The sequence below is a fragment of the Photobacterium carnosum genome (assembly GCF_002849605.1).
Lineage (GTDB): Bacteria > Pseudomonadota > Gammaproteobacteria > Enterobacterales > Vibrionaceae > Photobacterium > Photobacterium carnosum.
In genome coordinates, this window is sequence record NZ_NPIB01000023.1 from 66,549 (window position 1) to 77,823 (window position 11,275).

Annotated in this window: 11 protein-coding genes and 1 rRNA gene; 8 read left to right on the forward strand and 4 right to left on the reverse strand. The window is 41.7% G+C overall.

Annotation, left to right across the window (positions count from 1 at the left end):
• Positions 1-52: 52 nt before the first annotated feature.
• Together CIK00_RS16295 and CIK00_RS16300 are read left to right on the forward strand one after the other, a co-directional pair.
• Positions 53-742 carry an OmpA family protein gene (locus CIK00_RS16295; RefSeq protein ID WP_101769717.1) on the forward strand — a complete coding sequence of 230 codons (690 nt, stop codon included), beginning with the start codon at positions 53-55 and terminating at the stop codon, positions 740-742.
• A gap of 245 nt (positions 743-987) precedes the next feature.
• Positions 988-1,233 (forward strand): hypothetical protein, encoded by a 246-nt coding sequence (locus CIK00_RS16300; protein WP_101769718.1) that lies wholly within the window; start codon positions 988-990, stop codon positions 1,231-1,233.
• 45 nt (positions 1,234-1,278) lie between these two features.
• On the opposite strand, the gene tusA is transcribed toward CIK00_RS16300, so the two are convergent.
• Positions 1,279-1,530, reverse strand: a complete 252-nt coding sequence (gene tusA / locus CIK00_RS16305; protein WP_101769719.1) for a sulfurtransferase TusA — start codon at positions 1,528-1,530, stop codon at positions 1,279-1,281.
• A 139-nt stretch (positions 1,531-1,669) separates the two neighbouring features.
• On the opposite strand from tusA, the gene CIK00_RS16310 reads away from it, so the two are divergent.
• Positions 1,670-1,852, forward strand: a complete 183-nt coding sequence (locus CIK00_RS16310; protein WP_101769720.1) for a hypothetical protein — start codon at positions 1,670-1,672, stop codon at positions 1,850-1,852.
• A gap of 125 nt (positions 1,853-1,977) precedes the next feature.
• Positions 1,978-2,919 carry a LysR family transcriptional regulator gene (locus tag CIK00_RS16315; RefSeq protein WP_101769721.1) on the forward strand — a complete coding sequence of 314 codons (942 nt, stop codon included), beginning with the start codon at positions 1,978-1,980 and terminating at the stop codon, positions 2,917-2,919.
• A 94-nt stretch (positions 2,920-3,013) separates the two neighbouring features.
• On the opposite strand, the gene acuI is transcribed toward CIK00_RS16315, so the two are convergent.
• The 3 genes from acuI to fadB all read right to left on the reverse strand — a co-directional run bounded on the left by acuI (position 3,014) and on the right by fadB (position 7,501).
• A complete protein-coding gene (gene acuI / locus CIK00_RS16320) occupies positions 3,014-3,994 on the reverse strand; it encodes an acrylyl-CoA reductase (NADPH) (protein ID WP_101769722.1) in 981 nt (326 codons plus the stop codon).
• Between the two features lie 163 nt (positions 3,995-4,157).
• Positions 4,158-5,324, reverse strand: a complete 1,167-nt coding sequence (gene fadA / locus CIK00_RS16325; RefSeq protein WP_101769723.1) for an acetyl-CoA C-acyltransferase FadA — start codon at positions 5,322-5,324, stop codon at positions 4,158-4,160.
• Between the two features lie 2 nt (positions 5,325-5,326).
• A complete protein-coding gene (gene fadB / locus CIK00_RS16330) occupies positions 5,327-7,501 on the reverse strand; it encodes a fatty acid oxidation complex subunit alpha FadB (protein ID WP_101769724.1) in 2,175 nt (724 codons plus the stop codon).
• Positions 7,502-7,765: 264 nt separating this feature from the next.
• On the opposite strand from fadB, the gene CIK00_RS16335 reads away from it, so the two are divergent.
• The 4 genes from CIK00_RS16335 to CIK00_RS16350 form a co-directional block, all read left to right on the forward strand.
• Positions 7,766-8,392 carry a YigZ family protein gene (locus CIK00_RS16335; RefSeq protein ID WP_101769725.1) on the forward strand — a complete coding sequence of 209 codons (627 nt, stop codon included), beginning with the start codon at positions 7,766-7,768 and terminating at the stop codon, positions 8,390-8,392.
• Between the two features lie 48 nt (positions 8,393-8,440).
• Positions 8,441-9,898, forward strand: coding sequence for a TrkH family potassium uptake protein (locus CIK00_RS16340; protein WP_101769726.1), 1,458 nt, complete (start codon positions 8,441-8,443; stop codon positions 9,896-9,898).
• Between the two features lie 10 nt (positions 9,899-9,908).
• Complete coding sequence (gene hemG, locus CIK00_RS16345; RefSeq protein WP_101769727.1) at positions 9,909-10,433, forward strand: menaquinone-dependent protoporphyrinogen IX dehydrogenase; 525 nt, start codon at positions 9,909-9,911, stop codon at positions 10,431-10,433.
• 524 nt (positions 10,434-10,957) lie between these two features.
• A 16S ribosomal RNA gene (locus tag CIK00_RS16350) occupies positions 10,958-11,275 on the forward strand; the annotation flags it as partial.

Sequence of the window (11,275 nt, forward strand, 5' to 3'; positions counted from 1 at the left end):
GGTTTTATTCGATATGAAATATGCATATCAATAACATGGGTCTTTAAATTAAATGTCAAAAAATCAAGTGATGGCATCAAAAACTTGGGTACGTGCAGCAGTAATTTCTGTTGTTGCAGCAGTTACTCTTGCCGGTTGTTCAACTGTAAATCCTTATACGGGTGAAAGCCAGACTGCAAAAGGTACTGGTGGTTCAATCATTGGTGCATTAGCAGGTGCCGCAATTGGTATCGCATCTTCAAGTAAACACGATCGTGGTAAAGGCGCGCTTATTGGTGCAGCATCTGGTGCGGCATTAGGTGGCGGTATTGGTTATTACATGGATGTACAAGAAGCGAAACTGCGTCAGCAATTAGCCTCTTCAGGTATCAGTGTTACTCGTAATGGCAATAACATCATTTTAAATATGCCAAATGAAATTACGTTTGGTGTTGACCAATCTGCATTAAATAGCCGTGCGATGGAAGCATTACATAATGTAGCGTTAGTCGCGAAAGAATACCCTAAAACGCAGTTGAACGTTTTAGGCTTTACTGATAGTTCTGGTGCTGCTGCTTATAATCAACGTCTATCACAAGTACGTGCTGGCGAAGTAGGTAACTACCTTATTCGTCAAGGTGTAAACGCGAACCGTGTTGTTTCTCAAGGTCGTGGTGAAAATAGTCCTGTTGCAACAAACAGTACTACACAAGGTCGTGCTCAAAACCGTCGTGTAGAGATCATTCTATCTCCACTAGGTTAATCTTCTCGAATTGAGAATAATGACGTGGTGTCACGATATTAAAAACCATGGGCTTTGGCGCATGGTTTTTTTTGTTTCATGTGAAACTCGACGGTCATTGATCGGGGGATTAAAGCGTTATACAACATTCATTAATTTAAGTTTATAACTGTGATTTCAGCAAAAGATAATCACTATTTACCATGTTAGAGTCGAGATTAATTAATCGTTAACTCTAATTCTGTTGGGTGATGTAGGGGGGTTCTATGGCGCGCTTTTCAGCGATCTCACCGCAAAGTCAATGTTGGTTGTTTCATATTGCATTTGTATTGAATGTAGCGGGAATGATGTTAACTGACATGTGGTTACCGATGGTGGTTGGAACGATTATTACAACCTACTTGTCTGTTGATGCATGGGTTCGGTTACGTTATGTATTACCACTTAAAAAAGAGTTACGTCAGGTACAACATGAATTGGATAATTTACGCCAGCAACAGCGTGATCAGTAACAACTAAAAAGGCAGCGTTTATTAACGTTGCCTTTTTTATTGGTATTAGTTGCTAGCGCCTTTTTTGATTAGAAAGCGATAAGGGAGCGTTTCTATTTCTGCGGCGATTAAAGTGTGATCCATGAAGCGACAAAAGCTTGGTATATCGCGGGTCGTTGATGGGTCATCAGCTATAACTAATAAGGTTTCATCAGTTGCCATTCTTCTGACTGTCTTGCGCACCATCATTACGGGTTCTGGACAACGCAAGCCTTGAGCATCGAGGCTATGGGTCGGATTTTCAAAAATTGCGGTCATAATTTTCACGTATTATTGTAGACATTGTGATCATACTGATGGATAAGAATTAATCAATAAGGCTTGGCAAATCAAGATAAATTGCGTAACGTTGTTAACAAGGCATTAACGTTTCTTGCTAAAGGATTAGGAGAATATTATGTTAACCTCAATTGATCGAGTAATGATTTATGCCGTGTTGTGTATTATTTCATTTAGTACCATTATGTTAACCAGTCATCATACAACAGGCTTATTTGCTATTGGCGGTTTACTGGCGACTATCCTTGGTTTATGGCTTGAACTCTCCAATAAAAACGAATTGGAACAACAAAAAAAATAGCAGTAGTGTTGATGATTAATACGATATGTTGAATATTCCCGTCTTAAAAAGGTGGGATTTTTTTTATCTATCCCGCCATACTGTTGCCATATCTGATTAATTTGTAGCGTTAGAGAAGTAAAACAATGGAGCTCGAAGATGTTTACCGTCGTGACTTAAATTTACTGGTTGCGTTAAAGGTGTTGTTGGATGAAGGCAGTGTAAGTCGCGCCGCTATCAGACTTAACTTGAGCCAATCGGCAATGAGTCGAGTTCTTGGCCGACTACGTGATTTAGTCGGTGATCCGTTGTTTACCCGTCAAGGGCAGTCATTACTACCGACGCAACGGGCATTAGAATTAAATGAACAGTTAAATGAACCGCTAGAGTCATTGCGACTATTACTGACGCCAAATGATTTTGATCCCGCTACCTGTGAGCAAACATTTAAGATCGCCACCACTGATTATGCAATGCAGACTATTTTGCCTTTTGCATTACCGCGTATTTATCAAGAAGCGCCCCATATAGCATTAGAATTTAGTCCATTGCGGCATGATAACGTGTTATCCCAATTAACTACGGGTGGCTGTGATATGGCAATTTGTCGGCCAAGTTTTGGTATAGAACCGTTATGTCATCAGTTATTAGGCTTGGTGAGTGTGTTTTGTCTTGTTAGCCCTGATCATCCACTCGCTAATAAGCCGCTCACATTGCAGGATTATCTGACCTATCCTCATGCAATGATTGCAATAAGTGATGGTGTTAAGGCGTTAATTGATGAACAGTTACGTGGTTATTCGCCACCTAAAATGGTGTTACGGGCTTATCATTTAGAAGCGGCTTTAGCCATTATCGAACAAATGCCATTGATTATTACCGTACCCGCTGACTTAGCCTATTTAGTCGCAGAGCGTTATCAATTAATTGTGAAGCCATTACCGTTTGAGTTTAAGCCTTTTGATTATTCATTATTATGGCATGCGCGTTGTGAACATTCGGCATCACAAATATGGCTGCGAACTATTATTAAACAAGAATGTGGGCGGCTGATAGATTCACGTATTCATGATATCGGGTTGTTGTAGTGGTATGTTTGGGTCAATAAAAAGGCCAGCACATGGCTGACCTTATTCATTAATGGCCATCACTCTGCGGTATTAATGCGGCATTATTTAGCTATTACAGTTTAATGACGACACGGCCGGTGATTTGACCATTAGTGATCGCTTCTGCACATTCAGCCACTTGTTCAAGTGTGACTTCACGACAAGCTTGTTCAAAGTAGCTTGTTGGTAAGAGTTCAGTCAGACGTTGCCATGCTTGTTGGCGTTTTTCAAATGGGCACATCACTGAATCAACACCCTGCAAACGTATATTACGCAGAATGAAAGGCATTACTGTCGTTGGTAAATCAAAGCCGCCAGCCAGACCACAAATAGCAACGGCACCGTTGTAACTAATTTGGCTCAATACTTTAGCCAGTACTTTGCTACCAACAGTATCAATAGCGCCAGCCCATAATTGTTTATCAAGTGCGCGAGCGGGTTCTTCAAATACACTACGTTCAATAATGGTCGTTGCGCCAAGTTGCTTGAGCAATGGACCATTGGTTTCAGCGCGACCTGTTACTGCGGCAACTTTATAGCCGAGTTGTGCCAGTAAAGTGACGGCAACTGAACCTACACCACCGCTAGCGCCTGTTACTAAAATCTCGCCATCTTCAGGTTTGACATTAGCATCAACAATCGCTTGTACACACAGCATCGCAGTTAAGCCCGCAGTACCGACCATCATCGCTTGTTTGCCATCAAGATTGGTAGGTAATGGTACTAACCAATCTGCATTTAGGCGGGCTTTTTCAGCCATGCCACCCCAGTGACCTTCACCAACGCCCCAGCCAGTCAATACCACTTTATCACCAACGTGGTAACGATCATCACTTGATTCAGCCACTGTGCCCGCTAAATCGACACCAGGAACCATAGGAAATTGACGTACGATACGACCTTTACCGGTAATTGCTAAGCCATCTTTATAGTTTAATGAAGAGTAATCAACATCAATTAATACATCACCTTCAGGCAATTCAGATGTTGCCACTTGGCGAATAGTTGCTAGTGTTTTTTTATCTTCTTGTTCTAGTACTAGTGCTTTAAACATTGCAATACTCCGGTAAATTCATGGTTAGCAATCAATATAGGATTGAGTGTAGACGGCTTATCTTCATGAATAAAATGAAACTTACTCATTGTATCTATGTGTAAGTTGCATGTTATGTATTTAATGATAGGACCAACAGCGACACGCTATATATTGAGTGTAATTATTCTATTCGTTCAAAGATAGTGGCAATGCCTTGCCCTAAACCAATACACATTGTTGCTAAACCAAAGCGGGCTTGTTTTTGTTCCATAATATTAATTAGAGTGGTTGATATGCGCGCACCAGAACACCCTAATGGATGACCAAGGGCAATAGCACCGCCGTTAAGGTTGATTTTTTCATCAAAGTGATCCATTAACCCCAGTGCTTTAATGCAGGGTAATGTTTGTGCTGCAAAGGCTTCATTGAGTTCAATGACATCAATATCATCTAAATGTAACCCTGCGCGTTGTAATGCTTTTTGAGTGGCAGGGACAGGGCCAAATCCCATTAGTGAAGGCTCGCATCCGGCAATCGCCATTGCTTTGATTCGCGCGCGAATGGGTAAGCCTAATGTGCGTGCTTGGCGTTCATCCATGAGTAACATTGCCGCCGCGCCATCTGATAACGCTGATGATGTTCCCGCTGTTACCGTGCCATGGGTGGGATCAAAAATCGGGCGTAATTGGCTTAGTGTCGCCACGGTTGTTTCGGGGCGAATCACTTCATCGGTAGTATATTTAGTTAAAATTCCTTCATTATCATGACCTTCAGTAGCAAAAATCTCACGGGTGAATCGACCTTCAATCGTAGCGGCATGAGCGCGCTGGTGTGAGCGCGCGCCAAATTGATCTTGCAGCTCACGACTAATATCATATTTTCGCGCTAACATTTCTGCGGTTAATCCCATCATTCCTGCGGCTTTAGCGACAGTTTTTGATAGGCCAGGGTGGAAATCAACCCCGTGAGTCATCGGTACATGACCCATATGTTCTACGCCACCAATTAAACAGCTTTGTGCGTCACCAACCATAATCGCGCGAGTGGCATCATGCAGCGCTTGCATGGATGAACCACATAAACGGTTGACGGTTGTCGCGCCGACAGTGGTTGGGATCCCTGCTAGTAGTGCTGCATTACGACCAATATTAAATCCTTGTTCTAAGGTTTGTTGCACACATCCCCAATAAATATCTTCTATATTATTCGCATCTAATTGAGGGTTACGGGTTAATAATCCTTTCATTAAATGTGCCGATAAATTTTCAGCACGTACATGGCGGAATGCACCGCCTTTTGAGCGTCCCATCGGGGTACGAATACAGTCAACAATCACCACATTATTCATAATCAACTCCTTAATGATGCCGCAGCAACGGTGGGGTAATAACACTCATCAGCCGCCGCTTTGGCGCGCAGACCGTCAGGTACTTGATATAAAGGGCCGAGTGATTGATGGCTATCGGCTAATGCGACGTAATTGGCTAAACCTAGGTTATCTAAATAACGGAATACCCCGCCCTTAAAAGGAGGAAAACCTAAGCCATAGACCAATGCCATATCCGCTTCAGCTGGCGTCGCAATAATGTTTTCTTCTAAGCAGCGTACGACTTCATTAATCATTGGAATCATCATGCGATCGATAATGGTGGTGCTTGAAAATGAGGTCGACGTTGCTGCAATGGACGCAAGTAAACGGGCAGTGTGTGGATCAATTGTTTTTTTAGGTTTACCTTTTTTATCCAGATGATAATTAAAAAATCCCGCTCCTGTCTTCTGCCCAAAGCGTTGTTGCTCATATAACACATCAATAGCATCGGCATCGTGTTTAGCCATTCGTTGTGGGAATCCCTCTGCCATCACTTTTTGAGCATGATGGGCGGTATCAATACCCACTACATCGAGCAGATAAGCCGGTCCCATTGGCCACCCGAAATCTTGCTCCATAACATTATCAATCTGACGATAATCACCACCATCACGTAGTAGTAAACTAAATGCCGCTAGATAAGGAAATAAAACTCGATTAACAAAAAATCCCGGACAATCATTTACCACAATAGGGGTTTTGCGCATTTTAGCCGCATAAGCCACCACTTGATCGATGGTTTCATTTGAGGTGTGTTGGCCGCGAATGATCTCAACCAATGGCATTTTGTGTACCGGATTAAAAAAGTGCATGCCGCAAAAGTTTTGAGGGCGTTGTAATGAAGCCGCGAGTAAATTAATTGGGATTGTTGAGGTGTTTGAAGTGATGACCGTGGTATCGGTAACCTGTTGTTCGACGTCTGCGAGTACTGCGGCTTTTATTGTGGGGTTCTCAATTACCGCTTCTATAACAATATCAACGTGATTGGAATTAGAATAAGTCAGAGTTGGGGTGATGGTGGCTAATGTTGCCGCCATTTGTAAGCCGTCAATCCGCCCTCGAGTGAGCTTTTTATTGAGCAACTTAGCGGCTTGTTGCATGCCAAGAGTTAAGGCCTTGCTGGTGATATCTTTCATGACAACGGGGACATGGTTTGTTACTGATTGATAAGCAATGCCACCACCCATAATTCCTGCGCCCAGTACCATCGCTTGTTGTATCGGTTGGGCTGTTTTAATGGCTTGTTTAGCTTTGCTTTTTAAATATTGATCATTTAGGAAAATACCCACTAAAGCTTGAGCAACATCGGTTTTAGCAAGGGTGACAAAGTGAGTGTTTTCGATAGCCAAAGCTTGTGTGCGTTCGCAGGTTGCAGCGGTTTCGATTGCGGTCACTGCCGCCATTGGTGCAGGGTAATGTTTACCTGCGATATTAGCGACCATCGCTTTAGCCGTGGTAAAACTCATTAATGCTTCAGTAGCTGTTAGCTTTAATGGCATTTTTTTTTGAGATCGGCGTTGCTGCCAATCTAAATCACCCGCAATAGCTTGTTTAATAATACGTAATGCTGCTGTTGGTAAGAGATCTGTGGCAACCACCGCATCAATTAATCCTAGTTTTAAGGCTGAATCGGCTTTGTTATTTTTACCTGAGGTAATTATTTCCATTGCACTATCAGCGCCAATTAACCGTGGCAGGCGAACCGTCCCTCCAAATCCTGGCATGATCCCGAGTTTTGTTTCTGGTAATCCAATATGCGCTTGATGATCTGCAATTCTAAAATCAGTCGCGAGTACGCATTCGCAACCACCACCTAGGGCGTAACCATTAATGGCCGAGATGGTTGGAACGGGTAAATCTTCTAACTTATTAAAAATAGTATTGGCATGATGAAGCCACTTTGACAGTTGATCTGCTGGCAGGGCAAATAATCCTAGAAATTCAGTAATATCGGCACCAACGATAAATGCCGCTTTGGTTGAACGTAGGATTAAGCCTTTAAGGTTGGGTTGTTGGTAGAGTGCATCAAGCGCTCGATTAAAACTTTCAAGAGTGGCGAGATCAAATTTATTGATGGGAGCTGGTGCATCAAAAATGAGTTCAGCGATCCCTTCTTCAAGGTAGTGTACAGAGAGTGTTTCACCGTGGTAAATCATGTTCTATCTCCATATATTCCATGCTATGACGGATCTGGTGCGATTTAACTGGTTTGACCTGTAGTGGTTAATATTTAGTCTGAACTGCAATGACCACAAATTCAATAATTAATTTAAACATTTATTTAACATTGTCGGTTGATACATTATCTTAAAGGTGATTATTCATAGAATGAGTGTCATTGTAAGCAATAATGAGCATTGCTTGGGTCATGATAGGAATATGTTATCCTGCCGTTGTTTTTTGATGATGGGGTATGTTTTATGTCAACTTTTGAGCCTTACTTGATCCCACTGCAATCAGTGACTTTTGAAGAAGAAATCAAGAAAAGCCATTTTATAACGTATTTGGCCCATACGGCGTCGATTGAAGCGGCTAAGCAGTTTATTAACGAAGTAAAGTTAGCCCATCCAAGTGCCAATCATCATTGTTGGGGCTTTGTTGCGGGTAGACCGACAGATTCAATGTTGTGGGGCTTTAGTGATGACGGCGAACCATCAGGTACAGCAGGGAAACCGATATTAGCCCAATTAACCGGATCCGGTGTTGGTGAACTAACTGCCGTTGTTGTACGTTATTTTGGCGGGATCCATTTAGGCACTGGTGGGTTAGTTAAGGCTTATGGTGGTGGCGTACAACAAGCATTAACGTTACTGACCACACAACAAAAGATCATCACCAGTGAGTTGTTTTTATGTTGTGATTATAATCAGATTTCATTAGTTGAATCATTATTAAGCGAATATAGCGGCACGCAATTGAAGGCTGATTATGCCCAACAAGTCAGTATGCATTTAGCACTTGATAGTCGCATTGTGGCTGAGTTTAGTACCAAGTTGGTTAATCGTAGTGGTGGGCGGATCGTCGCGACATCAACGTCAGAGAGTTAACCCTTATTTATTCTATTATGTACTTTCAGATGAGGGCCGATTAAGGCCATGCAGTTTCGTTCAATTATACGTATCGTCGGGCTGTTGCTCGCTTTATTTAGTGTCACGATGCTCATTCCCGCTCTAGTGGCTTTGATTTACCGTGATGGTGCTGGATTTCCTTTTGTTGTCACCTTCTTTTTATTACTAGCGGGTGGATCAGCGTTATGGTTTCCTAATCGCTATCATCGGCGTGAATTAAAAGCCCGTGATGGTTTTTTAATTGTAGTGTTGTTTTGGGCGGTTATTGGCAGCGCAGGTGCGGTGCCTTTTCTGTTGTCTAAAAATCCAGATTTGTCGGTTGCTGACTCCTTTTTTGAATCATTTTCTGCACTGACAACAACGGGGGCAACAGTCATTGTTGGTCTTGACCACTTACCAAAAGCGATTTTATTTTATCGTCAGTTATTACAGTGGTTTGGTGGTATGGGAATTATCGTGTTAGCCGTTGCTATATTACCCGTGCTAGGTATCGGTGGCATGCAGCTTTATCGCGCTGAAACGCCGGGGCCAGTAAAAGACAGCAAAATGACACCGCGTATTGCTGAAACCGCTAAGACGTTGTGGTATATATATTTAGCATTAACAATTGCTTGTGCATTAGCGTTTTGGCTTGCTGGAATGAGTGGTTTTGATGCGATATCACATAGTTTTTCAACGATCGCAATCGGTGGTTTTTCAACCCATGATGCCAGTATTGGTTATTTTAATAGTCCTACCATTAATATGATCACTGTGGTTTTTCTTCTAATCTCAGCCTGTAATTTTTCCCTTCACTTTGCTGCGTTTGGTAATGGCAATATAAACCTCAAAACGTATTGGCGAGATCCTGAATTTAGAGCATTCTTTGTGGTGCAACTTATTCTATTTGTGATTTGTTTTGGATTGCTATTAAAGCATCATTCTTATGACCACTCTTTTGATGCTTTTGATCAAGCGCTATTTCAAACGGTCTCTATTTCTACCACTGCAGGGTTTACCACCACAGGATTTTCTGACTGGCCATTATTTTTACCTGTTTTATTATTATTCTCCTCCTTTATAGGAGGCTGCGCAGGTTCAACGGGTGGCGGCATGAAAGTGATTCGAATGTTGTTACTTTCATTGCAAGGGGTACGAGAATTAAAACGCTTAGTACACCCACGTGCGGTATACACCATTAAACTTGGGCATAAAGCGTTACCTCAACGAGTTGTTGATGCCGTGTGGGGTTTTTTCTCTGCTTATGCTTTGGTATTTGTGGTGTGTATGCTGGCACTTATTGCGACAGGTATCGATGAATTAACCGCATTTTCGGCTGTGGCGGCAACGCTTAATAATTTAGGCCCAGGTTTAGGCAAAGTTGCGGTTCATTTTGGTCAAATAAATGATTCAGCGAAATGGATCCTCATTATTGCTATGCTATTTGGCCGTTTAGAAGTATTTACATTATTAGTTTTATTTACGCCGACCTTTTGGCGTAACTAAAGGAGCTATCATGGAAAAGGTATTATTACTGCATTCTAGTTGTGAAGGACAAACGATTAAAATCCTTAACCATATAGAGCAGAATTTAGGTGAGCAGTATCAATGTGATTATGTTGATATTCATTTAGAGCCAAAAATTGATTTTAGTGCTTATGACCGAGTACTTGTTGGTGCCTCTGTACGTTATGGCCATTTAAATAAAAAGCTATATCAATTTATAGCGCGAAATCTTACAAGTCTTGAACAAGCAAAGGTCGCTTTCTTTTGTGTCAATTTAACTGCGCGTAAAGAAGGCAAAGATACACCAGCAACCAGTGCTTATATAAAGAAGTTTTTATTGAAGTCGCCATGGCATCCTAAAATGATGGCGGTCTTCGCCGGAGCATTACGTTATCCACGCTATAACTTTTTTGATCGCACTATGATTAAGCTGATTATGAAGTTAACAGATGGCGAAACAGATACGACTAAAGAAGTTGAATATACCGATTGGCAGAAAGTATCAAATTTTAGTCAGCAATTTAAAGCGTTGTAATTGTATTATTGATCGCTTTGTTTGCTTTTTGATCTAATGAACCCTTTTTATTGATAAAAAGCATAAAGTAGTTGCGATGGTAGCAGTTGTCTCTATACTGCTGCTCTATCGAAACGCAAGCAGCTTTATAAAAGAAGATGTTATGTAGTAATCGATTGGATGATACGCCTGATAAAAGAAATGAAAAAGTGGTTGACACTTTATGTTATTTCGCTAGAATGGCCGTCCACTTCAACGAAACGATTAAACAGTCAAATGTTTGATAATTCGAAGAAGATTGTTCTTTAACAATTTGACCATGCAATCTGTGTGGGCACTCACTGAATAGTTAAGTCGAAAGATTTATCAATAAACTGAGTGACCAATACAAATAACCTAATCTATTTATAGAGAAGATTGTTTGGCACAGTTATTTAATTATCATTTTTAAAATGATAAAAAGCTTTAAAATTACATTCTTTATTTATAAAGAGTTGGTATTAAAGTCAGTATTTATTGAGCCGGTCGAAAGACCAACAAAACTTTAATTGAAGAGTTTGATCATGGCTCAGATTGAACGCTGGCGGCAGGCCTAACACATGCAAGTCGAGCGGTAACAGATTGATAGCTTGCTATCAATGCTGACGAGCGGCGGACGGGTGAGTAATGCCTGGGAATATACCCTGATGTGGGGGATAACTATTGGAAACGATAGCTAATACCGCATAATCTCTTGGGAGCAAAGAGGGGGACCTTCGGGCCTCTCGCGTCAGGATTAGCCCAGGTGGGATTAGCTAGTTGGTGGGGTAATGGCTCACCAAGGCGACGATCCCTAGCTGGTCTGAGAGGATGATCAGCCACAC

Bases quoted from the DNA above. Each gene is read 5' to 3' on its own strand.
- CIK00_RS16300 (WP_101769718.1), top strand. From the start codon at position 988: ATGGCGCGCTTTTCAGCGATCTCACCGCAAAGTCAATGTTGGTTGTTT.
- CIK00_RS16315 (WP_101769721.1), top strand. From the start codon at position 1,978: ATGGAGCTCGAAGATGTTTACCGTCGTGACTTAAATTTACTGGTTGCG.
- CIK00_RS16335 (WP_101769725.1), top strand. From the start codon at position 7,766: ATGTCAACTTTTGAGCCTTACTTGATCCCACTGCAATCAGTGACTTTT.
- acuI (WP_101769722.1), bottom strand. From the start codon at position 3,994: ATGTTTAAAGCACTAGTACTAGAACAAGAAGATAAAAAAACACTAGCA.
- fadA (WP_101769723.1), bottom strand. From the start codon at position 5,324: ATGAATAATGTGGTGATTGTTGACTGTATTCGTACCCCGATGGGACGC.
- fadB (WP_101769724.1), bottom strand. From the start codon at position 7,501: ATGATTTACCACGGTGAAACACTCTCTGTACACTACCTTGAAGAAGGG.
- hemG (WP_101769727.1), top strand. From the start codon at position 9,909: ATGGAAAAGGTATTATTACTGCATTCTAGTTGTGAAGGACAAACGATT.
- CIK00_RS16340 (WP_101769726.1), top strand. From the start codon at position 8,441: ATGCAGTTTCGTTCAATTATACGTATCGTCGGGCTGTTGCTCGCTTTA.
- tusA (WP_101769719.1), bottom strand. From the start codon at position 1,530: ATGACCGCAATTTTTGAAAATCCGACCCATAGCCTCGATGCTCAAGGC.
- CIK00_RS16310 (WP_101769720.1), top strand. From the start codon at position 1,670: ATGTTAACCTCAATTGATCGAGTAATGATTTATGCCGTGTTGTGTATT.
- CIK00_RS16295 (WP_101769717.1), top strand. From the start codon at position 53: ATGTCAAAAAATCAAGTGATGGCATCAAAAACTTGGGTACGTGCAGCA.